We start from the raw sequence: 25885 nt of genomic DNA, 5'->3' as shown, positions 1-25885 counted from the left end.
TATGCAAGTTAATTGCTAATATAGGAGATAAGATAAGTATAAAAAAAAGCCTTTCGTATTGGCGTACGAAAAGCTTTTAAGAAAGTAGGTGGAAATATGGACCAACCTACGGTAATTGCACTATGTGCAATATTCACTGTTGTATTAGGTATAGTATCGTTGGCGACGAATATCCTAATAGCGTTCATGAATTCTAAGAATTCTAAGAAAGAATAGTTTTATGTTTTTATTAAGCCTCTTTTGTGTTGGCAGACACTTAAGAGGTTTTTTCTTTGTTAAGCAATGTATATCCAATGTGTATCCAATATACATTGATGTCTAAAAAAAATTATCCGAAAACAGATAATTTATACAGACAGCTATCTGCCGTTTACTGTTTAAGATAAAACTAATCAGTCTAAGTTCTCAACTAATCAGTCTAGCCACTCAACTAGTCAGTCTAGCCACTCAAACTAAGTCTTAAGTACATTATACGTTCAATGCTTCCCTTTTTTCAAGCAAGAAATACTTACTTCTCCCAACAAGTTGTTACTAGTAGTTCACCATATCATAGCAAAAAATCCTTAATATAAAGCCATTCTTCCCGTACTATATTCCTCAATATACTAGCCTTACCAATATTTTATTATCTTCCCTTTTTTATAGCACCGAGATTCACATTCTGACGCTATTAACTTTTAATTTATGTACCATTGGCATTGCGACGAAGATTCTAGACCTATTTGTTATACCAATTCGCTATTAATTTGATTCCGATTGCTGCGATCAGTACGATTGTTGTAGCAATTCCAACATAATCAATTAATACCGGTGTTTTATAACTTGTTGTAGACATTACCAAGATAAGAAACAACGTTAGAACGATGAATTCACTATCTTGTCTTAATGGCTTGATACCTACTCCTTCTGTCTTTCTGTTCACTTCTCCACCTTCTTACTTTAGTTTTTAATCTACACATCGTTTATATTCTATATTACCACCATCGAAAGTAATAGTTGCTTATATACTCCTCTATCATAGCTAGATGTTTTTCTATTTCTTCTTACTTGCTGATTTTTCATCTGAACCCGTTACAGGATACGTTACCCCGTCTGTTTCTCTCCAACCTTTCCACACTCTATCGTTATACCGTTTCTTTGCCCTTAATTCCGCACTTTGTTTTTCTTTATTACTCATTGGTTTACTACTGTTCTTTTTAGGTTTTTGTATATATTTAGCCTGTACCTTTTCTAATCTCTCTTTAGCTTCCCAATATGCTTTATTTTTCTTACTTACCGGTCTACCTGAACCCTTCTTCTTATTCATAATTCTTCATATCCCCCTTATAATTCTTAATCTACATATCGTATAAGCCCCGTTCTTCTCTATCATAGTTAGTAGTGTAGTTCTTTAAAACCTTTAAAATCACTTGACTTTACGGTCTTCAAACTGACAGTCGGTTGAACGGTGGACAACGGCTGGACATAATATACCCGTTGCAAGCACTTTTTACAGTGAAACAACGAGTATATTTGATACTGACGTGCCGTATGTCACGTATTGAATCCGTATGTATCATGCCTTGTTAATATTGACCTTTCGTCATAGCTATCTTTCTATATTCATTGTGTCTGACAAATGCCATGAATACTGTTATCTGATAACTAACCCTGCACCGTAATGCAAGACAACCCACCCAGTCACGCTTCTTTTGGAGGTTTATTCCCTCAACAGGCATCAACAGACTTATGATTCCTATAACGTTCCTACTAGTCGTTAACAAGGCAAACGACGTTACTTGTAGGCAACGGACGAACTACACATTCCTCATGTGCTAGGCGTATACTAGTACCCCCCGCATTGGCTTCGACAGACCATTTCAGTTTTTTACGTGGGTCAGGCACATTTCCGATTTTAAGGATTCCACGTTCGGAATTACCGCACACCAACGCCACTAATCACCTAAAAAAGGCAATAAGAAACTAGACCTCTTGCATTATATTTTTTAAAAATTTATAATGGAGGTGCTGAATGTACGGAATATCCGTTATTTAGTTTTAAGCTGAATTGTTTTGAGTCTCCGATTGCCGTCGGGGACTTTTTCTTTTTTAAACTTCTAAATCATCGTTATCACTAGCCTTCATATACTGTTCAACTACGTGAGTATCTGAATAACTTAGATATACTTGTGTGGTCGATAAATCACTATGACCTAAAATAAGACTTAACGTTCTTATATCTCCGCCATTCTTTAAAAAGTTAACTGCAAAAGTGTGACGTAAACTATGTGGTGAACATCTACATTCTTTTGTTAAAGCAGCTTGCTTCCCGTAGTAGTTCATTCTTTTGCGTATATGGTCAGGATTCAAAGAGTCACCAAACGAGTTAACGAATACAGATGTTCCTAATCCTTCAAAATACTCTCCTGTTTCTGTTACTAGTTGGGCTAATTCGTTTTGAACTTTTTTAGACATCGGAATTACCCGACTTTTTCGGTTCTTGTTTTTTCTACCTGGTAATAAAATAACCCCATTATCAAAATCAACGTCATCAATTTCTAAGGCGTTAATTTCGTTAATACGCAAACCACATTTAAGCATTACTAACATAGCTACATAATCCCGATATCCCGCATAAGAAGTCTTATCAACCATCGCAAATAGACGTTTTATTTGATTGTGGGTCAAAGTATAAATCTTTTGTTCATCGACTCGTATTTTTCTTACGCCCACCACGGGATTGTTTTCGATAACCGTTTCTTTTTCTAAACGATTAAAGATCGCCCTAATAGCAGACAAACGAATATTAACCGTTACAGGTGATAACTTTCTAACTTTCAATAGATGATTCACGTATTTCCTTATGTCGTCTTTCGTAACGTCGGTAATAAGTTGGCGGTCAATAATATTAATGAACTCCGACCAAAACATTCTATAATCGCTTATAGTACGTTCTCTATATCCTTCTGACACGTAAATGTCCATAACACGTTCTAACGCCCTATTAACCGTAATAGAAGGCTTAAAAAGAACGATATCTGTATCGATGTCACGACGCTTTCCAATCGCACGTCTTTTAACTCTTTTCATAACGAAAAAACCCCCTGCACACGATTATTTCTAATCACATACAAGGGGTTTCCCTAATTTTATTACTATTTTTTCTACGTGTTATTAACGTTATTGAGTGACACTTACTTAATATCATAAACCTTTCCGTTTTAGACTAGAACGTGTCATAGTAACGCTAAATGTATGACGTTTATCCAAAAGGTTTCGCAAAGGAATGTAGATACAGTAAGGCTTTCGCGGTATATAACGCGCCCAGAGGGATTCGAACCCCCGGCAGACGTGGTACCGGAAACCACCGCTCTATCCGACTGAGCTATGGGCGCATGATTATAGAAAACACTTCATTTTCTTCTCATAATAATAGCAATAAAATCCATCTAAATCAATAAAAATATCCCCGTAATACCTTATACATCTTAGCTAAAAGCATATAAAATCTATTCCACCCCTAAATTTTCCAATCATAAATTCTCCCCAACTCACAAATTATAACCTATGAATTGATATTCCAAAGGGGGCTTCATTCAATGACTGTAATTACGAAACTAAAGCAAACTGTTTCTGGATTAAAAAGTGCACAAGCTAGCTTAGAGGGATTCGCTCTTGATACGGATAACCAACAAGCTAAGCAACTTTTTCAAACAGCTGCGCAGCAAACACAAACGATTATCGATTCTTTAAACCCACGTGTTGAAGAAGTCCAACAGGAAGAACCACAATACTCACAGCAATAACGAATCCGTCTTGCTGTGAAATAGAAAAAGGATGATATGCAGTCATCCTTTTTCTATCACATTACATATTGCAATAGAAATGGAATGATAATTATGCGAAAACTCGGTCTCATAACCGCATTATTTGCACTTCTATTTAGCTCTTTTACTGGATGTGATAATAGTCCTTTAGATAAAAAAGTGAAAGAAGAAGCAAAACGAACGGAGAAAGAAAAAGGTCCAAAGTTAACAAAGACGAGTACGGAATCCTTTAATCAATCTATATCACAAGGAGCGAAGAAAAGAGCTCTCGCTATGGATGAAATTATAAAAAGCACAGCAGTGAATTCAAATTTAGATCTCTACATAGCAGTTACACCTGAGCATCACGAAAGGTTTGGATTAAAACCTCTTCGTAAAAAGCTTCAAAAGCAGCTAAGTGATGAGCACCCTACTTTCGATGTTCGTGTCAGTACAGATAAAAAAATCTTTATGTTACTCGAAAAACTCGAAAGAAAAATTAAGGAAAAAGAAGTATCTAAAGATGAAATTAATAAACAATTAAAATTCATTGGTAAAAAAATGGAGTCTAACACTTAACGCTTTTTAAAAGAAAAGGAAGGATTGCAATGTCTAGTAAAGATAAAAACTTAACCCCTGTACAACAGGAGTATAAAAAATTCGAACAAGAACGCGAACCGAAACGACCTGTCTTAAAAAATTGTATAAAAGCCTTTTTCGTCGGTGGTTTTATTTGCTTCATCGGTCAACTCATTTCTACTTTTTATATCACATATTTTGATTTCACTGAACGCTCAGCAGGAAATCCGACAGTCGCAACTCTTATTTTCATTTCTATGTTACTAACTGGATTTGGTATATACGATCGTTTTGGACAGTTTGCTGGTGCTGGTACAGCTGTACCTGTTACTGGATTTGGAAACTCCGTTATTGCAGCTTGTATCGAACACCGAACGGAAGGATTTGTTCTTGGTGTTGGCGGTAACATGTTTAAATTAGCTGGCTCTGTTATTTTATTTGGTGTATTTTCGGCTTTTGTCATCGCACTTATTAAAACGATTCTCGTTCAATGGGGAGGGCTATAAATGTTACAAGGACACCGAACGTGGGTATTTGAAAACAAACCAGTCATTATCTCAACAGGGGTTGTCGGTGGACCATTTGAAGCAAAGGGAAACATCCCAGAAGACTTCGATATCCTTCATGAAGATTTATGGCTCGGGCAAGATTCCTATGAAAAAGCACATAAAATTTTATTCGAAGAAGCTTGTAGTCGCGCTACTGAAAAAGCAGAACTTCGTAAAGATGATATTCAATTTGTACTCGCAGGAGATTTAATTAATCAAATTACCCCTACAAGCTTTGCTTGCCGCACATTGGGCACTCCTTATCTCGGATTATTCGGAGCTTGTTCTACTTCTATGGAAGGTTTAGCACTTGGGGCAAGTATCGTAAATGCAAAAGGTGCAAAATATTTATTAACTGGAGCTTCAAGCCATAATACTGCTGTAGAAAAACAATTCCGCTACCCTACCGAATACGGTGGACAAAAGCCGCCTACTGCACAGTGGACAGTAACCGGAGCAGGAGCCGCTATTTTAAGCGATACTGGACACGGTCCAAGGGTAACCTCTGCAACAATCGGACGAGTGGTTGATATGGGATTAACGGATCCGTTTAATATGGGAGGCGCAATGGCTCCAGCTGCAGTGGATACAATTGAAGCCCATTTACGTGAACGCCAAATTGATGCCTCTTACTACGATTTAATCGTAACAGGCGATCTCGGACATGTAGGACGCGAAATTGCTTATGACTTACTACATAAACACGGAACGAAAGTAACGAGCGAACAATTTCAAGATTGCGGAATTATCATTTATAGAGAAGGACAACCTGTCATAGCTGGTGCTAGCGGGCCTGGATGTTCCGCAACAGTCGTGTACGGTCATTTATTAAACCGAATGAAAAGAGGAGAGTTCAAAAAAATACTTGTCGTTGCGACAGGCGCTTTACTATCTCCACTTACATTCCAACAAGAAGAAACGATTCCGTGTATCGCTCATGCCGTTTCGATTGAATTTGGAGGTGCAACGCAATGATTTTTTTCTGGGCTTTCGTCATTGGCGGACTCATATGTGTAATCGGCCAACTTATGTTTGATGTCGGCAAACTAACACCCGCTCATACAATGGCAACACTCGTTGTTGCTGGAGCTATATTAGATGGATTTAATTTGTATGAGCCATTAATTGATTTCGCTGGAGCCGGGGCAACTGTACCTATTACAAGCTTTGGTAATGCCCTCGTTCATGGCGCAATGGAAGAAGCTGCAAAACATGGCATCGTTGGCGTTATTACCGGCATGTTTAAAGTAACGAGCGCCGGTGTATCAGCAGCTATTATTTTCGGCTTCATTGGAGCATTGTTATTTAAACCGAAAGGATAAGAGGTGTTTATATGACTGTTATCGCTAGCGTAAAAACTTGCCTTGCTAGTGTAAGAGGCGCTCAAGCAAGCTTAAGTTCCCTTTCACTAAATTCTACAGACGATGAAGCTAAACGCGTATTTCATGAATGTATGTTAGAAATGGACAGTGTCATCGCTGATTTACAGGATAGAGTTTCAGTATTAGAACGTGAAGAACCTCAATATAAAGGGTTTTAAGTAGACTGGAGGAAATGACTATGTCTCACCTACCGGAATGGACACTTGTCATCCTTCGCTCTGTATTCATATTAATTATTTTATTCACTATTACAAAGTGCTTAGGAAAAAGGCAAATCTCTCAGCTTTCCTTTTTTGAATACATAGCGGGAATGACAATCGGTGATATCGCTGCTCAAATAGCTACAGGGCTTGATCAAAAGTTTTTCCACGGTGTCTTTGCAATACTTATTTTCGCCTCCGTACCTTTTTTCGTTGGAATTCTTTCCTTGAAAAACAAAACTGCTAGAGATTTCTTTGAAGGAAAATCTACAGTGTTAATAAAAGATGGAAAAGTACTTGAGGATAATTTAAAGAAAGAAAAATATACAAGTGATGAGTTACTTGAGCTTCTTAGAGGAAATGGTGCATTCAGTATAGCTGAAGTCGAATTTGCTGTCTTAGAACCGAGCGGAGAATTAAATGTATTATTAAAGAAAGATTCTCAGCCACTTACTGCAAAAGATCTCGGTTTAAAAGTGCCAAATGAAAAAGAACCACAAACTGTTATTATGGATGGAAATGTACTAGATGAACCACTTTCAGCAAACGGGCATAACCGCGCTTGGCTACACTCTGAACTAGAAAAGCTCGGTGTTGTTATCGAAAATGTTTTTCTCGGTCAAGTAGATTCATACGGACAACTTACTATCGACATTTACAATGACAAACTACAAATGCCTTCTCCTCAAAATAAGCCTTTATTATTAGCATCTTTAAAAAAATGTCATGCTGATCTTGAACTATTTTCCCTAGAAACAAAGTCGAAATCAGCAAGCGAAATGTATAGTAAAAACGCGAAACAAATCGAAAAGATTTTAAATAGAGTTACCTATCTTTTAAAAGACTAATTATCGAAAGAACGCTTCAGTTAACAAGCGTTCTTTTCCTTTTTCTCCAGTTTTCATAACGTTTAAATTTATGGAATTCGGTTATGATGTTGAAGATACATAAGCAGGGAATTTCGAAAACATAGCGAATATTTCATGATACAACTACATATTTTTTTGATTTAAAGTGGTTTCGTTTGACCTTTATTGACCATAATTGTATTATAAGACTAAGAAAGCTTTAGAAGGAGGAAATAACAGATGAATTTAATTCCTACAGTAATTGAACAAACAAATCGTGGAGAACGCGCTTACGATATTTACTCTCGACTATTAAAAGACCGCATCATTATGCTTGGTAGTGCAATTGATGACAACGTAGCTAACTCAATCGTTTCCCAGCTTTTATTCTTGGAATCTCAAGATCCAGAAAAAGATATTCACATCTACATCAACAGCCCTGGTGGTTCTATCACAGCAGGTATGGCAATCTATGATACAATGCAGTTTATTAAACCACAAGTATCAACAATCTGTATCGGTATGGCAGCATCTATGGGTGCATTCTTACTTGCAGCAGGTGAAAAAGGAAAACGTTATGCACTTCCAAACAGTGAAGTAATGATTCACCAACCACTTGGTGGAGCACAAGGTCAAGCGACTGAAATCGAAATCGCTGCAAAACGTATCCTATTCTTACGTGAAAAACTAAACCAAATTCTTGCTGACCGCACAGGTCAACCACTTGAAGTACTACAACGCGACACAGACCGCGACAACTTCATGACAGCAGAAAAAGCTTTAGAATACGGTTTAATCGATAAGATCTTTACAAATCGTTAATACTTAAAAGCGAAAGCGGCTCGTTTAGAATCGCAGGGCGATGGAGCCCCTGATTCCGAGGCGCTTTTTGCCTCGAATGAAGGGCGAAACGACCGGAGATTCTAGCCGCTGGAGCTGGATATACTAAAAGCGGAAGCGGCTCGTTCAGAATGGGAGGAGGATGGAGCTTCTGACAAAGAGGTGCTTTTTACCTCGGCGGAAGAAGCGAAGCCACCGACCATTCTAGCCGCTGGAGCTGGATACAACTAAAAGCGGAAGCGCCCTATAATTGGGCGCTTTTTTATTATCATATACCTCCGTCTGTATACCCTATCCAGTATCCCTCTAAATATATCAACGATTTTTCAATTATATCGAACAAAACTCAAATTATATCAACGATTTTTTTAATATATCAACGGTTCGACACAACATATCGATTTACCGACAATCTACGACAAGGACAAACCACCTACATACCCCCTATCCCGAAAACTCCCTTTAAGTAAACAGCAAAAACAAAAAACTATCGCATATACGCGATAGTTTCTTATTGTACATATGCAGCTAATGCTTCTAAAGCCTCTTCTGCATCTGAACCTTCTGTTGTAATTGTTATCATGCTACCAGTTCCAATTGCTAAGCTCATAATCCCCATTATGCTCTTTGCATTTACTGTCTTTCCGTCTTTCTCGATGAAGATATCTGCATGAAAGCGATTTGCCTCTTGTACAAACAACGCAGCCGGACGTGCTTGTAAACCGTTTTTTAATGAAACCTGAACTCGTTTTTGAACCACAGCTCCATTTCCCCTTTAACCTCTTATTTTTTTGCTACCGTTTCCCCCGCGCGTAATTTCTCTGCAATTTCATCGATTTTACGCAAACGATGATTAATACCCGATTTACTAATTTTCCCCCCGGATACCATCTCACCTAACTCTTTCAATGTTACATCTTGATAATCTCTTCGTAGCTGCGCAATTTCTCGTAGTTTATCTGGCAATATATCAAGACCAACCGTCTCATCAATATAGCGGATATTTTCAATTTGCCTTAGCGCTGCACCAATTGTTTTATTTAAATTAGCTGTTTCGCAGTTCACTAAACGATTTACGGAATTACGCATATCACGTACGATTCTAATATCTTCAAATCTTAAAAGCGCATTATGAGCACCAATAATATTTAAAAATTCCGTAATTTTCTCCGCTTCTTTCAAATACGTAATGTACCCTTTTCTTCTTTCCAGCGTCTTACTATTTAAATCAAATCCGTTCATCAGTTCACATATAGCATCATTATGTTCCTTATATAACGAAAAGATCTCTAAATGATAAGATGATGTTTCTGGGTTATTTACTGAACCACCTGCTAAAAATGCACCGCGTAAATACGATCGTTTACAACACTTCTTCTCAATCAATTCTTGTGATATATTTCGAATAAATGAAAAGTCATCTCGCACGATATGAAGATCGGCTAATATTTCGCGAGACTTCTCAACAAGCCTTACGATATATACATTATTTTTCTTCAATCGCATTTTTTTACGAACAAGCAATTCTACCGTTACGTCATATCCCTTTTTCAAAAGCGTATAAATTCTTCTTGCAATTGCCGCATTTTCTGTTTGAATATCAATAGATAGACGACGGTTTGAAAAAGAAAGCGATCCATTCATTCGAAGTAACGCTGATAATTCAGCTTTTTCACAGCATTCCTTCATTTCAAGGTTCGTCAGCTCTTTCTTTGTTTCTGATGCAAATGACACAGTCAACACCTCCTTATACGATTATTATGGAACAAAATTCTTGTCCTATATGAATGAGGAGCGCTACCTCAAACGAGGCAACGCATATTTATAACAATGAATATAAAATCGAAGCTAACTTTAACGTATCATGCCTTACAACACGATCATCATACTTCGCTAATCCACCTTGAATGACATCAATATTATTTTCAGCAAAACGTTCTTCATCCACTACAACTGGTGTAGACATTTCTTCCTCATATAACTTACGTAATTCACAAGGAATATCACGGTTATTTACAATTGCAGTATTGATAAATGGTTGCCCTAAATGATCGTGTAACGCCTGCACATGATCAAAAGCAGTATATCCCATCGTTTCACCCGCTTGTGTCATAACGTTACATACATACACCTTATTCGCCTTTGCAGCAAGAACAGCATCCCCAATTTTATTAACAACTAAGTTGGGTAATATACTTGTATACAAACTTCCTGGACCGAAAACGAGTAAATCAGCTCGTTTAATCTCAGCCAACGTTTCATGCAATGGCTCTACATCTTCTGGAGTTAAAAAGACACGATTAATCTTCTTTCCGTAATAAGGAATCTTTGATTCGCCTGTTACAATTTCTCCATCTTCAAGTTCCGCATGAAGTACCGCACTTTGATTCGCTGCTGGTAATACACGTCCTCTGACATTTAATACTTTACTTGTTTCCGTAATTGCATGGAAAAAGTCTCCTGTAATTGAGGTCATACCTGCCAACAATAGATTTCCTAACGCATGACCTTTCAGTCCGTCCCCTGTTGTGAAACGGTGCTGAAATAAAGCTTCCACCAGTGGCTCTACATCCGATAACGCAACAAGTACGTTACGGATGTCACCTGGAGGTGGAATTTCTAGCTCATCACGTAATCTACCTGAACTGCCACCATCATCAGCGATTGTAACAACTGCTGTAATATCAACAGGATATTGCTTTAATCCTCTTAATAAAACAGAGAGTCCAGTTCCGCCTCCCATGATAACAATTTTAGGCTTTCTCTCTTTTTTCATCCCTTAATGGCCCTTTCTCTTCTCCACATCACGATGAGATACATGAACACTATACTCTGGTTTCAAATGTTTCCCAAGGTATTCTGTAAGCGTAACAGAACGATGCTGTCCACCTGTACATCCAATTGCAATTACAAGTTGACTTTTGCCTTCTCTTTTATAATGAGGCAACATGAAAGTAATCAGATCCGTCAACTTCTCTAAAAACTTATGTGTCTCATTAAATTTCAGTACATACGAAGAAACTTCTTCATCTAGTCCTGTTAATGGCTTCATATGTGGAATGTAATATGGATTTGGTAAAAAACGAACATCAAATACTAAATCTGCATCAATTGGAATACCGTACTTAAATCCAAATGACATAACATTTACACGAAATGCTTGCTCAGTTTCTGTTGAGAACAAGTGAACAATTTTTTCACGTAATTCTTTCGGTTTTAAATCCGATGTATCAAGCACAATATTCGCTCGTGCCTTCATATCTGTTAATAAATCGCGCTCTGCTTCGATTCCCTTTAACGGCAAACCAGTTGGTGCAAGTGGATGCGAACGTCTCGTTTCTTTATAACGAGTTACAAGCGTACTATCTTTCGCATCTAAAAATAAAATATGAGGAATAATCCATGTACGTTCTGATAAATCATCAAGCGCTCCCCATAAATGTTCGAAAAACTCGCGGCCACGTAAATCAATACCAAGTGCCACTTTATTCATTTTCCCTTTTGAATCCGCCATAAGTTCAATAAACTTTGGCAATAACATCGGTGGCAAATTATCTACACAAAAATATCCTAAATCTTCAAAACTTTGTAAAGCTACTGTTTTTCCAGCTCCAGACATCCCTGTAATAATTACCATTTTTATATCATTATTCTCTGTCATCGTATCCTCTCCTTGACGGTTTAACTCGGATCTAATCGATATGAAAGCAACTCAAAATCTGGGGTATATACAAATGTACCGTAGATTATGCCATTTCCTTTAATTAAGTAATCAATAATGTGATAATCTCCTGGCGCCATTGCTAAATCATCAATTTTGTCAAATGTATGCCAACCAATGATGCCTTCTTCGCTCTCTAGTTTGTTTTCTCCTGCAAAATCTGTCGCTAAAAAGGAGAACATCATCCATTCAGAAACAACTTTATCACCTTCTTGGATGACAAAGGTGAAGACCCCCTTTAACGCTGGGTTTTTCAAATAAATACCTGTTTCTTCACGATACTCGCGAACAACGGAATCTCTTACAGTCTCACCACGCTCCATTTTCCCGCCTGGTGCAACCCACCAATTTCGGCGAGGTTTTTGGAGTAAGAGTACTTCATTATCTCTAATTAACACACAGTTTGTCACTCTTTGCATGTTTCTTCACCTCAGCTACTTGCAGTAAAATTCCTCACTGCATACTTCTTTCATTATACTATCAAAAACAGTTTGCTACAACGAAGGAGCCAGTCCTCTTTCGTTAAGCATATGCTACTCAACAATTTTAAAAAAGCTTTCTATAACAAGCAATGTAAATGCTTAGACTTTCAATGAATAGCATAAAAAATCCCCTTAACGATTTTTATCGCCAAGGGGATTAAAGCCTTTATTTCTTACCGAAATAAGTAACAATCGCAAATCCTAAAATAAAGGTAATAATCGAACTTATAATTGAAAATCCGCCAGTCGGAATCCCAGGGAACACAATTACAATCGAACCGATTACAAGTCCAATAATTGCCGCAAATGTCATACTTTTATAACGATCTAATAAAAAACTAATGCCTTTACTACTTACAACAAATCCGACCATAACACCAGCACCGATAACCACGATTAAAGGTAAATTAAGTGTAGTTAAAGCGTTAATTGCTGTTGGATACACACCAATAATTAATAAAATAAACGATCCACTAATCCCAGGAAGCAGCATGGCCATACTAGCCATCCATCCTGCGAAAAATAAACCAATTGCATTTAAAATTGTTAACGTCGTAATTGGATCTGCTGCCTTATCTGGTTTAAAGAAAGCTGTAATCGCAACAAGAATTGCTGCAACTATTAATAAAACAATGTGCTTACCTTTAAACGATGACTTTGCATCAGCTTCTCTCATTAACATCGGTAATATACTAATAATTAAACCGAGGAAGAAAAATTGAGTCGGTTCATAATGATTTGCAAGTAAATATTTAATAACGTGACTTAACGTTAAAAATGCTGCTGCCACACCAGCTGCAAGGGGAATTAAAAATCCTAAATGTTTTTTCCATTCACGACTAAAGAATCCACTAATTGCCGCAAGTAATTGTTCATAAATCCCTAACACAACAGCGATTGTACCGCCGCTCACACCAGGAATTAAATCACTAACGCCCATACAAAATCCACGATATATATTACGCCATTCCATACTGAATAAATTCCTCATTTCTTATAGTGATTTTTTCCGTAAAGTCCAGTATATCAATAAGAAAGCTTATAATCCTAATATTTTTTGACAAAACTTTGACATTTTCAAACAAAAAAAGAAGAAAGCTCCTGTCGGTAGCTTTCTTCTCACAAGGTATATTATCCCTTATTTTTCTGATACAGTTTTTAATTCCTCTAATAATTCTTCTACGTAATGTTGAGCACTTTGTGCTGCAATACTACCGTCACCTGTTGCAGTTACAATTTGACGAAGCATTTTTTCACGAACATCACCAGCTGCAAAAATACCAGGAATTTTCGTTTCCATACGTTCGTTCGTTTCAAGGTAACCATTTTCATTTGTAATACCTAGTTCAACAAATGGTTTTGATAATGGTAACATACCGATGTATACGAATACGCCGTCAGTTTTGACTTCTTTCTCTTCTCCACTGTTTACGTCGACAAGTGTTACACTTCCTACTTTACCACTTGCTTCGTTGATTTCTTTTATAGTATGGTTCCAAATGAAATCTACTTTTTCATTTTGGAAAGCACGGTCTTGTAAAATTTTCTGTGCACGAAGCGTGTCACGACGGTGAACAATCGTTACTTTTGATGCAAAGCGCGTTAAGAATACACCCTCTTCAACAGCAGAATCTCCGCCGCCAATTACGATAAGTTCTTTTTCTTTAAAGAATGCCCCGTCACATACTGCACAATATGATACACCACGGCCGCCAAGTTCTGTTTCACCCGGTACACCAATTTTTTTATACTCTGCACCGCTTGCAACGATAATTGCACGTGCTTTATATTCTTTTTTACCAGCAATAATTGTTTTGTATTCTTTACCATCGATGACTTCTTTCACATCACCGTATGCATATTCAGCACCAAATTTCTTCGCATGCTCAAACATTTTATTTGATAAGTCTGGTCCTAAAATAGACTCATAACCTGGGTAGTTTTCTACATCTTCTGTGTTTGCCATTTGGCCACCTGGAATACCACGCTCAAGCATTAATGTGCTTAAATTTGCACGAGATGTATATACTGCAGCTGTCATACCAGCTGGTCCTGCACCAATAATAACGACATCATAAATTTTTTCTTCTGACACACTATTCACTCCTATCCATTCCTACACAATTAAGTTACCCTCATTATACTGTTAGCATCATTTTTTTCCCAATGATTTGCTTATCTTATGTGTGCGTACGCTTAACAGCTTGCACATACTTTCGGACAGTCGCTACAGATACATTATATACATCTCCAAGCTCCGACTGTGTCATTTTATTTCCTTGTTCGCCGCGTACAATGTATTCAATCGCAGCTGACCAGCCGTACACATTTGTAAATATATCTCCAGATGTATATAAACGTATGAACGTACAAAACCAAAAGTGTAAACACTCTTCAATTAATTCATCATCTTTTTTCGTATAATTGTATAATGCATCCGCGATTCGTACGCACTGCTCAAATTGTTGTAAATCAGCTGGAATACTCTTATGACTATTAAGTAAAAAGAAGTAATTTGCAAGTTGTGATACGATGGGAACACCGTTCTTCGCTTGCGTTATATCAAAGAAGAATCCAACCTTCTCCGGCGTTGACAATTCATTCATTAAATATAAAGCCAGCATTTGTTCTTCTAACGTCGCACTTTGCTGAAATGATTTTCGTAATTCTTCAAATAGCAAACTTTGTCCTTCATCTGCTAAATTCAGCGCATTCCAGGGCTCTTTTCCTTTTTTATCAGGGTGCAATTCCACGACATGTTGCCACATTTTTTCAGCTAGTTGCTGATCTTTCACCATATAAGCAGAATATGCAAACCAATAATAAAAACTAACGTCTCCCTCGTATCCTTGACGCTTTAATAATTTGAACCATTTATATGCATGCTCGAAATAACCAATCGTTGCAAGTGTGGTTCCCAGTTTCAAACGATGTTCAAATGAAATCGGATATACTGAAACTAGCTGTCCCGCTAACGCTTCTACTTGTTTATGCTCTCCAATTGAATATAGAAAAATAAGCGTATTACAAAGCGCATGTATATTACCAGGATTTTTCTCTAAAATCATTTCTGTTAACTTCAGTGCCTTGTCTACATTACCAGATTGAAAATGTGCAATGGCTAAATTATTATGACCTGACCAAAATTCCGGATAATCTTTCGTAACAATTTCTAATGTAGCAATCGCTTCTTCCAATTGTCCATTACGAATATAACGATTCGCTTCTTCCTGCATAACAATTAAATCATCTTCATCTTCAATCTCTTCCGCACCCATTGCTTCTTCTTCCATAATCTCAAGAAGTTCTAATGTATCTTCTACGAATTCCTTCTCTTTTGCAAATTCTAAATAGCGATCCGCATATTTCTTCGCCTGTTGAAATAACCCCATATATGCATAATTATTTGCAATAAAATAATAGCACTGTTCAAGTTCTGGATTAGATCTAACTAACTTTAAGAAGATTTGATTCGATTCTTGATATTCACCAGCCTCAGATAATACTGATGCTAATTGACATAAAATAAACGGCTCCTTCTCACTTTGTGCCGCTCTTCGAAAATATTTAATTGCATCTTGCAATTTTTGCCCTTTGTAAGCTCTCATCCCTTTTTTATAAAAGAAGTCCGCTAGCTGATTAAAAGAGATAACTTGTCCGTTCTCCTTATATATTCTTTGATTTTTCCCCATATATCCTCCAGTTTTTTGTTTTCTTCGTTCACACATTCTTCTATCTATAAGTATAAACGATTCCGTAAAAAACAAAACAGTATATTCTACTCAATTATTTCCTTTTTATTCATAAAAAAAGAAGAGAAATGTTACATTTTCACCATGAACCTTCTCTTGCGGTCATTTGCTCTTTCGTATAAATAATACGCATTGGATTTCCACCTACGAAAGCTCCGCTCGGTACATCTCTATGAACAAGTGTGCCAGCTGAGACAGTCGCACCATCTCCAATTTTCACACCTGGTAATATTGTTACATTCGCTCCAATCATCACTTCATTTCCAATGATGATTTCCCCAAGTCGATATTCACGAATTAAATATTCATGTGCTAAAAGCGTTGTGTTATAACCAATAATCGAATTCTCTCCCACAGTTATCTTTTCTGGGAACATAATATCCGGCATTACCATAAGTGCAAATGATGTTTTCTTTCCTACTTTCATCCGTAAAAAAGTACGGTACAACCAATTCTTCACAGATAAAAATGGCGTGTAACGCGCAATTTGGATAATAATAAAGTTTTTCATTACCTTCCAAAAAGACACTGTTTTATACACATTCCATAATGAATTTCCTCCTGAAACAGGATAGCGCGTTGTCCGTCGCACTGAGCTCGCTCCTCTACTAACTTACTTGGACCTTTATGAACGGTTCATATTAGACAAAATCGGTAGCAAATCACTCATTTTATCTAGCATAAAGTCCGGCTTGTAAGCTTCTAAATACGCTCTACCTTTCAACGTCCATGAAACCGCAGCTGTTTTCGTCCCCGCATTTTGACCACCGACAATATCATGATGATTATCCCCAACCATCAATGCCTCTTCTGGTTTTGCATCTAATAATTCAAGCGCTTTTTGAAGTGGCTCTGGATGTGGTTTCACATGCTCTACATCATCAATTGTCACGACAACATCAAAAAATTCATCAAGCTTTGACAACTGTAATCCCATCTCAACGGTTTGTCTCGCTTTCGTTGTAACAATACCAACTTTATAACCTTGCTTCTTCAACTCTCGAACTGTTTCATATACAGTTTCATATTCTTCTACTAATTCATCATGATGATCATGGTTAAATTCGCGATAGCTTGTAATCATCTCTTCAACCTTACTTTCATCAATCTTGCTGAAAGTATCATGCAAAGATGGACCGATAAATGGCAACACATCTTCACGCTTATATTGATTTGGATAATATGTATTTAAAGTATGTAAAAAAGAAGAAATAATAAGTTCGTTTGTATTAATTAAAGTTCCATCTAAATCAAATAACACTGTATTTATTCTCATTGCCTTAGTCCTTTCGCTTTCCTGAATATGAAAGAAGCAGCATCTTACAATAAGATGCTACTTTTCTCTAATTTTCCGAATATCTTTTATCAGCTTGCCCCATTTTTCGTCTCACAATAATGAAAATAATAGAAATAACAACAAGTCCAATTGACATTACTTGTGCAATGCGAAGTGGTCCTAGCATTAAACTATCTGTACGTAAGCCTTCTACGAAGAAGCGTCCTACTGAATACCAAATTAAATATGTGAAGAATAATTCCCCGCGGCGTAAATTCACTTTTCTTAATGCAAGTAGTAAAATTACACCTACAAAATTCCATAATGATTCATATAAAAACGTCGGATGATAGTACACACCCTCAATATACATTTGATTAATAATGAAATCTGGTAAATGAAGACCTTCTAAAAACTGTCTGGTTACTTCATCACCATGTGCCTCTTGGTTCATAAAGTTTCCCCATCGGCCAATTGCTTGTCCTAGTAAAATACTTGGCGCAGCAATATCCGCCAACTTCCAGAATGAAACCCCGCGTCGCTTTGCAAAAAGAGTTCCGGTAATAACCGCTCCGATTAAACCACCATGAATCGCCAAGCCACCTTGACGAATATTAATAATTTGACTCGGGTTTTGCGCGTAATATTCCCATTCAAAAATAACATAATACATTCTCGCAAATAGAATAGCGATCGGTACTGCAATTAATACAAGGTCAACAAATGTATCTTTTGGAATACCTAGCCTTTCTCCCTCGCGAGTTGCTAGCCAAAGACCTAATAGCACACCTGTACCGATAATAATCCCGTACCAATAAACAGGAAACGGCCCAAGTTGGACAGCTACGCGGTCAAGCTGCGGTACAGAACCTAACAGCATATGTATGACCTCCCTCTCCAATGTTTACTCCTGATTCCCTAACTCAATCGCACTCATTAATCGTTCTGAGAACTGCTGTGCTGCATTGACTCCCATACGTTTTAAACGGAAGTTCATCGCTGCTACTTCAATAATAACAGCCAAGTTTCGACCAGGACGAACTGGAAGTGTAATCTTCGTAAGTTCTGTATCAATAATTTTCATCTTCTCTTCATCAAGACCTAAGCGATCATAATTTTTCTTTTGATCCCAAATTTCAAGATTAATAACAAGTGTAATACGCTTATAATTTCGCACTGCCCCTGCACCGAATAACGTCATAACGTTAATGATACCTAGACCACGAATTTCTAATAAATGCTCAATTAAATCTGGTGAGCTTCCTACTAATGTGTCTTCATCTTCTTGGCGAATTTCTACACTATCATCCGCAACAAGGCGATGGCCACGCTTCACAAGTTCAAGAGCTGTCTCACTTTTACCAACACCACTTTGACCTGTAATTAAAACACCAACACCGTAAATATCCACTAATACACCATGAACAGCAGTTGTTGGTGCTAGCTTACCTTCTAAATAATTGGTTAAACGACTTGATAATCTCGTTGTCGTTTGAGAAGAACGTAATAAAGGCATGCCTGATTCACGTGATGCTTGTAATAACTCATCTGGTACATCTTGATTACGAGTTATAATAATACATGGCGTCTCCTCGGTACAAAGCGCTTTCATTCTCTCTTGTTTTTGTTCTATCGTTAACGTATCAAAGAACGTAAGCTCCGTTTTTCCAAGAAGCTGCACGCGATCAGCTGGATAATATGTAAAGAATCCTGCCATTTCAATTCCAGGTCGTGATAAATCACTTGTATCAATCGGACGATGAATTCCTTCCTCACCACTTATTAACTCCAATTGAAATTGTTCAATTAAATCTTTTGTCCTTACTTTTGGCATATGTATAAACCTCCACTCCGCTGCGGGTTCAGTCTCGTTTGATGTAAAATTCCATTCTACCGGATATTGTACCATTTTTTTCTGGAAACAAGAAATACGGTTTCTGATAAATAGAAAAAAACATTTCATACGAATAATGAAATGTTTTTCTTTTTGTCATTTTCTCTTTTTTTCATATAGAGGTTCCACAATTACCTTTTCAATAATCATATTAAAAATTGAAATACAAATTGCCGCAACAATCGCTACACCAAATCCTGATATATTAAAAGCATCTCCTAATAATGAATCTGCTATTTTTAACGTAATCGCATTAATAACAATTAAGAAGAAGCCGAAAGTTACAACAGTAATTGGTAGCGTAATTAAAATTAAAAACGGCTTTACGAACACATTTAAAACAGCCAAAATAATACTCGCAATAATTGCAGTTTGTATATTCGCTACGTAAAACGCGTCTGGTGCAATCCCTTTTAAAAGTCCCGATACAGCGATTAACACAACGCTATTTACAAGAAGTGATACAATCCATCTCATTTTCTTACACATCCTTTTAACATATATATTTCATCATACGCTAATAGACAATAAACGCAAGTATCATACAAATACTTATACCAACTTATTCTACTCTTCACGCTTGTATACCTACCAACATTTCTTTGTGAAATAGGGACCACACCATCTATGTTCATGAGTTTTTACAAAAGTCCAAGTGAAATCTTTATCTACAATATAGATATCACCTTTATACGCATCATCTGTCTCACACAATGTATCATCCATATGTAATAAACTCGCATCCTTTATTAATAGTACCTCATCACAGTGTTGGTAGAAAATGTAGCACTCCTTTTTCACTTCATTATGAAACGCGCTCTCTGCTTCTATTCCTTCTAAGCACTTCTTTTTCTCATAACTAAATATGTGCCAAAGATATCCACATACATACTTATCTCCGTAAAAGAAAATGTCTTCTTTTTCTTCATCACTTAAATGGTTTGCAAAGTTATTCTCCCAGCGCTTCCGAAAATATACACCCCACTTTTGGAACTTTCTTACCTTCATATTCTTCTTTCGCAACACATCTAAAAACTCCATCATCTCCCCCTATACAATAAAAACCGAGCGTCATTTCCACTCGGTTTTCATCAATAAACTTATTGCGATAACTCTACTTCTTTTATTTTCTCTTTCATTCTTGCTTTATCACGATTTAAAATCTCTTTTAAATACTTACCAGTATACGAGCGCTCTTCTTTTACTACTTGCTCTGGCGTTCCCGAAGCGACGATTTGTCCACCTTTGTCCCCGCCTTCTGGTCCAAGGTCAACGATATAATCAGCTGTTTTAATCACATCTAAATTATGTTCAATTACAAGTACCGTCTCACCACTCTCAACAAGACGTTGCAGCACTTCTAGAAGACGTGCAATATCATGCGCATGTAAACCAGTCGTTGGCTCATCTAAAATATATAACGTACGACCTGTAGAACGACGGTGTAATTCAGAAGCTAATTTCACACGCTGTGCTTCCCCACCAGATAATGTTGTTGCTGGTTGACCTAATTTCATATAACCAAGCCCAACATCTACAAGCGTTTGAAGTTTACGCTTAATTTTAGGAATATTGGCGAAGAATTCTACTCCATCTTCAATTGTCATCCCTAACACTTCAGAAATATTCTTATCTTTATATTTCACTTCTAACGTTTCACGATTATATCGTTTACCGTGACAAACTTCACACGGAACATACACATCTGGTAAGAAATGCATTTCGATTTTAATAATTCCATCTCCACGGCACGCTTCACAACGGCCACCTTTTACGTTAAAGCTGAAACGTCCTTTTTGATATCCGCGCACTTTAGCTTCGTTCGTTTGTGCAAACACATCACGAATATCATCGAATACACCTGTGTACGTCGCTGGATTAGAACGTGGTGTACGACCAATTGGCGATTGATCAATATCAATTACTTTATCTAAATGTTCAAGACCTTTAATCTCTTTATGAGTACCTGGCTTCGCTTTCGCTTTATATAACTTTTGCGCTAACGATTTATATAGTACTTCATTAATCATCGTACTTTTACCTGATCCAGATACACCTGTTACCGCTACAAACGTACCGAGTGGGAATGACATTTTTGCATTCTTTAAGTTATTCTCTTTTGCACCGACAATCTCCACTTTACGTCCGTCACCTTTACGTCTTTCAAGTGGAACTGGAATAAACTCTTTACCACTTAAATATTTTCCTGTTAACGAATTATCATCTTGCATCACTTCAGCTGGTGTCCCTGCCGATACAACTTGCCCACCGTGAATACCTGCACCCGGTCCGATATCAAGTAAATAATCAGCAGCCATCATTGTATCTTCATCATGCTCAACAACGATTAATGTATTACCTAAATCGCGCATTTCTTGCAACGTACGAATAAGACGATCGTTATCGCGCTGATGTAAACCGATAGAAGGCTCATCAAGAATGTAAAGTACGCCAGTAAGACGAGAACCAATTTGCGTCGCTAAACGAATACGCTGCGCCTCACCACCTGATAAAGTTCCTGCGGCACGACTTAACGTTAAATAATCTAAACCGACGTTCACTAAGAACCCAACGCGCTCTTGGATTTCTCTTAAAATTAAATGAGCAATTTTTTGTTGTTTCTCCGTTAGCTCCACATTCGAGAAGAATTCCTGTACTTCTTGAACAGAATACTTCGTTACATCAGCAATCGTTTTATCACCAACGAAAACAGCTAAACTCTCAGGCTTTAAGCGTCCACCTTTACACTTCGGACAAGCTTGCTCTGCCATATACTTTTCCATTTGCTCACGGACATAATCAGAACTCGTTTCACGATAACGACGTTCGATATTTGGAATAACACCTTCAAATAAAATCTCATTTTCCTTTACTTGACCAAATTCATTTACATAGCGGAAATAAACTTTCTCTTCACCGCTTCCGTACAACACTTTATCAAATAAATCTTTCGGTATATCTTTCACAGGCACATCCATATCAACGCCGTAATGATTACATACAGATTGTAAAAGCTGTGGGTAATATTGTGAGCTTGTCGGTTCCCATGGAGCAATCGCATGTTCATTTAATGATAAATCCCAGTTCGGAATAACAAGTTCTAAATCTACCTCTAGCTTTGAACCAAGTCCATCACAAGAAGGACATGCTCCGAATGGACTGTTGAATGAGAACATACGCGGCTCTAATTCTCCGATTGAAAAACCACAATGCGGACAAGCATGATGTTCACTAAATAGAAGTTCCTCTTCTCCCATTACATCGATTAACACTCGGCCTCCGCCAAGCTTTAATGCACTTTCAAGTGAATCAGCAAGACGGCTTGCGATTCCTTCTTTTACAACAATACGGTCAATTACAACTTCAATGGAATGCTTCTTATTTTTATCTAACGTAATCTCTTCAGACACATCAAGCATTTCACCATCAACACGTACACGAACATACCCTTGCTTCTTAATATCTTCAAGTACTTTCACATGCGCTCCTTTACGCCCAGACACGATAGGCGCTAACACTTGCAATTTCGTACGCTCAGGATATTCAAGAACACGGTCTACCATCTGCTCGACTGTTTGTGATGTAATTTCAATCCCATGATTCGGACAAATTGGCGTACCAATTCGTGCAAATAATAAACGTAAATAATCATAAATCTCCGTCACTGTTCCGACAGTTGAACGTGGATTACGACTCGTCGTTTTTTGATCGATTGAAATCGCCGGTGACAATCCTTCAATCGTATCTACATCCGGCTTATCCATTTGTCCTAAAAACTGGCGCGCATACGCAGATAACGATTCTACATATCTGCGCTGCCCTTCTGCATAAATCGTATCAAATGCTAATGATGATTTCCCCGAACCAGACAATCCCGTTACAACGACAAGCTGATTTCTCGGAATGGTTACATCAATATTTTTTAAGTTATGTGCTCTAGCACCTTTTACAACGATAAAATCCTTGCTCTTACTCACTCTTTTCACCCTTCCGCTTTTAATTCTAATAGTAAATCTCTTAGTTCAGCTGCACGCTCGAAGTCTAACGCTTTTGCTGCTTCTTTCATCTCTGCTTCCATCTTCGCAATTGTCTTTTCGCGCTCTTTTTTCGTCATTTTCTTAGCAGGAGTTGCTTCGTATGTTTCTGTCTCTTCAGCCGCTGTCGTTGCACGGATTACATCACGAACACCTTTTTGAATCGTTTTCGGCGTGATACCATGCTCTTCATTGTAAGCTTCTTGTATAGTACGACGACGCTGCGTTTCTTCAATTGCAATTCCCATCGATCTCGTTATGCGATCTGCGTACATAATAACGCGGCCGTTTTCATTACGCGCCGCACGACCAATCGTTTGAATTAACGAACGTTCTGAACGCAAGAACCCTTCCTTATCAGCATCTAAAATCGCTACAAGTGATACTTCTGGAATATCTAATCCTTCTCGTAATAAGTTAATACCGACAAGTACATCAAACTTACCAAGGCGAAGGTCACGGATAATTTCAATACGTTCTAACGTTTTAATTTCAGAGTGAAGATAGTTCACTTTAATTCCTACATCTTTTAAGTAATCCGTTAAATCCTCTGACATTTTCTTCGTTAAAGTCGTAATTAGTACACGTTCATTTTTTGCAATACGATCTTGAATTTCTCCTAATAGATCGTCAATTTGACCTTCAATAGGTCGTATATCGATTGGTGGATCTAAAAGCCCTGTTGGACGAATAATTTGTTCTATTACTTCTGGTGACTGCTCTAACTCATACGGTCCCGGCGTTGCTGAAACGTAAATAACTTGATTTGTTTTTTCTTCAAACTCATCAAACATGAGCGGTCTATTATCTAGAGCCGATGGCAGACGGAATCCATGATCCACAAGCACTTGTTTACGTGCTTGGTCACCGTTATACATCGCTCTTACTTGTGGCACTGATACGTGCGATTCATCCATAACGATTAAGAAATCTTTCGGGAAATAATCTAATAACGTATACGGCGTTGCACCTGCTGGACGAAGTGTTAAATGACGGGAATAGTTTTCAATCCCTGAACAAAAGCCCATCTCGCGCATCATTTCTAAATCATAACGTGTACGTTGCTCTATACGCTGTGCTTCTAGCAACTTACCGTTATCATTTAATTCCTTTAAACGCTCTTCTAATTCTTTTTCGATATTTTCAATAGCGACCTTCATTTTCTCTTCACGTGTAACGAAGTGAGATGCTGGAAAGATTGCTACATGATCACGTTCTGCTAATACTTCACCTGTTAACGCATTTACTTCACGAATACGATCAATTTCATCGCCGAAAAATTCAATCCGAATACAATGCTCATCAAGTGATGCTGGGAAGATTTCAACTACATCTCCGCGCACACGGAATGTACCACGCTTGAAATCAATATCATTACGTCCATACTGTACATCAACAAGTTCACGAAGCAATTGATTGCGGTCCTTCTCCATACCAACTCGAAGTGACACAACTAACTCGCGGTATTCTTCAGGAGAACCTAAACCATATATACACGATACACTCGCAACGATAATTACATCGTCCCGTTCAAATAATGCAGACGTTGCTGAGTGACGCAATTTATCAATTTCATCATTAATCTGCGCGTCTTTTTCAATAAACGTATCTGTTTGTGGTACATACGCTTCCGGCTGATAATAATCGTAATAACTAACAAAATACTCAACTGCATTATTCGGGAAAAAGTCTTTCAACTCACTATATAGCTGTCCTGCTAACGTTTTATTGTGAGCCATGACAAGTGTTGGCTTTTGCACTTCTTTAATGACATTTGAAATCGTAAATGTCTTACCCGTTCCTGTCGCTCCAAGCAACACTTGCTTTTTCTTTCCACTATTAATTCCCTCTACAAGCTTCTCTATAGCTACTGGCTGATCACCTTGCGGGGAATACGCTGATATAATTTCAAATTGATGTTCCAAGTAAAATCCGACCTCCTCATAAAAATCTGTATTATTATTTTACCACGAATGCCTATAAAAAACCTAAAAAAACGAACAGATATTCGGTAAAGTTTTCGACAATCTACACATAGAAAAAGGAAGGAGTCAAAACTTCCTTCCTCTACTAACTCTATTTTTTAGGTACATATACTAAGTCATATCCATTGCGCCCATTTTCATTCACACAGTCTATTAACCTATAAGCCGTTTGTGATTCACGCTGCTCTTTAACAATCCTTTTACAGCTATCTTTATATAAGCCTTTATCCTCACCAGCAAATTTGTCTTGTCTACTATCTAACACATAAAGGATATCTTTCCCACTATGCTCTAACGTTTGAAAAATCGGGTCCCCTTCAAGGGTATACTGTACAATTCTTATTTTATCAACTTCCCTTTGTTCGACATTCAAAACGAAATTTTCAAATTTATCTAGATTGGAAATCCTGGTTCCCTTTACAATGACATCGTTCTTCTTATCAATTGTAGTGTTAGATAGTGAGCATGCTACTAAACTAAAGAGAAATAGACATATAAAGCTGGTTCTTTTTTCTATTGTCATCCTCTCCTATAAAAATTATTTGTATACCCAAAAGCT

28 protein-coding genes and 1 tRNA gene are annotated in these 25885 nt (G+C 37.5%); 8 read left to right on the top strand and 21 right to left on the bottom strand.

Annotated elements, in window-relative coordinates:
* Nucleotides 1-718: 718 nt before the first annotated feature.
* The 4 genes from N2V92_RS09285 to N2V92_RS09270 form a co-directional block, all read right to left on the bottom strand.
* On the bottom strand, nt 719-922 hold the full coding sequence (locus tag N2V92_RS09285; protein WP_044798186.1) for a hypothetical protein: 204 nt from the start codon (nt 920-922) through the stop codon (nt 719-721).
* 111 nt (nt 923-1033) lie between these two features.
* Nucleotides 1034-1306 (bottom strand): hypothetical protein, encoded by a 273-nt coding sequence (locus N2V92_RS09280; protein ID WP_044798188.1) that lies wholly within the window; start codon nt 1304-1306, stop codon nt 1034-1036.
* 782 nt (nt 1307-2088) lie between these two features.
* Nucleotides 2089-3069 carry a tyrosine-type recombinase/integrase gene (locus N2V92_RS09275; protein WP_044798191.1) on the bottom strand — a complete coding sequence of 327 codons (981 nt, stop codon included), beginning with the start codon at nt 3067-3069 and terminating at the stop codon, nt 2089-2091.
* Nucleotides 3070-3298: 229 nt separating this feature from the next.
* Nucleotides 3299-3374: transfer RNA gene (locus N2V92_RS09270), tRNA-Arg, on the bottom strand.
* A gap of 204 nt (nt 3375-3578) precedes the next feature.
* Here N2V92_RS09270 and N2V92_RS09265 point away from each other — a divergent pair.
* From N2V92_RS09265 to clpP, 8 genes are all read left to right on the top strand, one after another.
* Entirely contained in the window at nt 3579-3785 is a 207-nt protein-coding gene (locus N2V92_RS09265; RefSeq protein WP_000216166.1) for a DUF1657 domain-containing protein, read from the top strand.
* Between the two features lie 93 nt (nt 3786-3878).
* On the top strand, nt 3879-4364 hold the full coding sequence (locus N2V92_RS09260; RefSeq protein ID WP_001228545.1) for a YhcN/YlaJ family sporulation lipoprotein: 486 nt from the start codon (nt 3879-3881) through the stop codon (nt 4362-4364).
* A 29-nt stretch (nt 4365-4393) separates the two neighbouring features.
* Nucleotides 4394-4870 carry a stage V sporulation protein AC gene (gene spoVAC / locus N2V92_RS09255; RefSeq protein ID WP_000095399.1) on the top strand — a complete coding sequence of 159 codons (477 nt, stop codon included), beginning with the start codon at nt 4394-4396 and terminating at the stop codon, nt 4868-4870.
* A complete protein-coding gene (spoVAD, locus tag N2V92_RS09250) occupies nt 4871-5887 on the top strand; it encodes a stage V sporulation protein AD (RefSeq protein WP_000938972.1) in 1017 nt (338 codons plus the stop codon).
* Nucleotides 5884-6234 (top strand): stage V sporulation protein AE, encoded by a 351-nt coding sequence (spoVAE, locus tag N2V92_RS09245; protein WP_000575919.1) that lies wholly within the window; start codon nt 5884-5886, stop codon nt 6232-6234. The genes spoVAD and spoVAE overlap by 4 nt, the downstream gene beginning before the upstream one ends.
* 11 nt (nt 6235-6245) lie before the next feature.
* A complete protein-coding gene (locus N2V92_RS09240; protein WP_000215916.1) occupies nt 6246-6452 on the top strand; it encodes a DUF1657 domain-containing protein in 207 nt (68 codons plus the stop codon).
* Between the two features lie 20 nt (nt 6453-6472).
* A complete protein-coding gene (locus tag N2V92_RS09235; protein WP_000018929.1) occupies nt 6473-7342 on the top strand; it encodes a DUF421 domain-containing protein in 870 nt (289 codons plus the stop codon).
* Nucleotides 7343-7582: 240 nt separating this feature from the next.
* Nucleotides 7583-8164: an ATP-dependent Clp endopeptidase proteolytic subunit ClpP gene (gene clpP, locus N2V92_RS09230; protein WP_001049162.1), complete on the top strand. Its 582-nt coding sequence runs from the start codon at nt 7583-7585 to the stop codon at nt 8162-8164.
* Nucleotides 8165-8693: 529 nt separating this feature from the next.
* On the opposite strand, the gene N2V92_RS09225 is transcribed toward clpP, so the two are convergent.
* The 17 genes from N2V92_RS09225 to N2V92_RS09145 form a co-directional block, all read right to left on the bottom strand.
* The gene (locus N2V92_RS09225; protein WP_000250307.1) at nt 8694-8942 is read right to left on the bottom strand and encodes an HPr family phosphocarrier protein; all 249 of its coding nucleotides are present in this window, start codon (nt 8940-8942) and stop codon (nt 8694-8696) included.
* A 23-nt stretch (nt 8943-8965) separates the two neighbouring features.
* Nucleotides 8966-9916 carry a DNA-binding protein WhiA gene (whiA, locus tag N2V92_RS09220; protein ID WP_000006563.1) on the bottom strand — a complete coding sequence of 317 codons (951 nt, stop codon included), beginning with the start codon at nt 9914-9916 and terminating at the stop codon, nt 8966-8968.
* A gap of 88 nt (nt 9917-10004) precedes the next feature.
* Nucleotides 10005-10958, bottom strand: a complete 954-nt coding sequence (locus N2V92_RS09215) for a gluconeogenesis factor YvcK family protein (RefSeq protein ID WP_000712190.1) — start codon at nt 10956-10958, stop codon at nt 10005-10007.
* Nucleotides 10959-10961: 3 nt separating this feature from the next.
* A complete protein-coding gene (gene rapZ / locus N2V92_RS09210) occupies nt 10962-11843 on the bottom strand; it encodes an RNase adapter RapZ (protein WP_000138458.1) in 882 nt (293 codons plus the stop codon).
* Nucleotides 11844-11863: 20 nt separating this feature from the next.
* The gene (locus N2V92_RS09205) at nt 11864-12322 is read right to left on the bottom strand and encodes an NUDIX hydrolase (protein ID WP_001190080.1); all 459 of its coding nucleotides are present in this window, start codon (nt 12320-12322) and stop codon (nt 11864-11866) included.
* Nucleotides 12323-12551: 229 nt separating this feature from the next.
* Nucleotides 12552-13358, bottom strand: coding sequence for a DUF368 domain-containing protein (locus N2V92_RS09200; RefSeq protein ID WP_000455196.1), 807 nt, complete (start codon nt 13356-13358; stop codon nt 12552-12554).
* A 165-nt stretch (nt 13359-13523) separates the two neighbouring features.
* Nucleotides 13524-14480, bottom strand: coding sequence for a thioredoxin-disulfide reductase (gene trxB, locus N2V92_RS09195; RefSeq protein WP_001288077.1), 957 nt, complete (start codon nt 14478-14480; stop codon nt 13524-13526).
* Between the two features lie 85 nt (nt 14481-14565).
* Nucleotides 14566-16077 carry a tetratricopeptide repeat protein gene (locus tag N2V92_RS09190; protein ID WP_000517718.1) on the bottom strand — a complete coding sequence of 504 codons (1512 nt, stop codon included), beginning with the start codon at nt 16075-16077 and terminating at the stop codon, nt 14566-14568.
* A 139-nt stretch (nt 16078-16216) separates the two neighbouring features.
* Nucleotides 16217-16729, bottom strand: coding sequence for an acyltransferase (locus N2V92_RS09185; protein WP_001255086.1), 513 nt, complete (start codon nt 16727-16729; stop codon nt 16217-16219).
* A gap of 33 nt (nt 16730-16762) precedes the next feature.
* A complete protein-coding gene (gene ppaX / locus N2V92_RS09180; RefSeq protein WP_001222403.1) occupies nt 16763-17413 on the bottom strand; it encodes a pyrophosphatase PpaX in 651 nt (216 codons plus the stop codon).
* 67 nt (nt 17414-17480) lie between these two features.
* Complete coding sequence (lgt, locus tag N2V92_RS09175; protein WP_042596621.1) at nt 17481-18293, bottom strand: prolipoprotein diacylglyceryl transferase; 813 nt, start codon at nt 18291-18293, stop codon at nt 17481-17483.
* Between the two features lie 24 nt (nt 18294-18317).
* Complete coding sequence (gene hprK, locus N2V92_RS09170; RefSeq protein ID WP_042596622.1) at nt 18318-19247, bottom strand: HPr(Ser) kinase/phosphatase; 930 nt, start codon at nt 19245-19247, stop codon at nt 18318-18320.
* Nucleotides 19248-19403: 156 nt separating this feature from the next.
* Nucleotides 19404-19784: a phage holin family protein gene (locus tag N2V92_RS09165; RefSeq protein WP_001267311.1), complete on the bottom strand. Its 381-nt coding sequence runs from the start codon at nt 19782-19784 to the stop codon at nt 19404-19406.
* A gap of 111 nt (nt 19785-19895) precedes the next feature.
* Complete coding sequence (locus N2V92_RS09160) at nt 19896-20348, bottom strand: DUF4275 family protein (protein ID WP_000394721.1); 453 nt, start codon at nt 20346-20348, stop codon at nt 19896-19898.
* A 59-nt stretch (nt 20349-20407) separates the two neighbouring features.
* A complete protein-coding gene (gene uvrA, locus N2V92_RS09155) occupies nt 20408-23284 on the bottom strand; it encodes an excinuclease ABC subunit UvrA (RefSeq protein ID WP_000045589.1) in 2877 nt (958 codons plus the stop codon).
* 5 nt (nt 23285-23289) lie between these two features.
* A complete protein-coding gene (gene uvrB, locus N2V92_RS09150; protein ID WP_000400993.1) occupies nt 23290-25266 on the bottom strand; it encodes an excinuclease ABC subunit B in 1977 nt (658 codons plus the stop codon).
* A 151-nt stretch (nt 25267-25417) separates the two neighbouring features.
* Nucleotides 25418-25849 carry a DUF4362 domain-containing protein gene (locus N2V92_RS09145; protein ID WP_042596625.1) on the bottom strand — a complete coding sequence of 144 codons (432 nt, stop codon included), beginning with the start codon at nt 25847-25849 and terminating at the stop codon, nt 25418-25420.
* Between the last annotated feature and the right edge of the window lie 36 nt (nt 25850-25885).

It is taken from the genome of Bacillus sp. CH_48 (assembly GCF_038008465.1).
GTDB lineage: Bacteria > Bacillota > Bacilli > Bacillales > Bacillaceae_G > Bacillus_A > Bacillus_A thuringiensis_S.
This window is presented reverse-complemented; position numbering and strand designations above follow the sequence as displayed.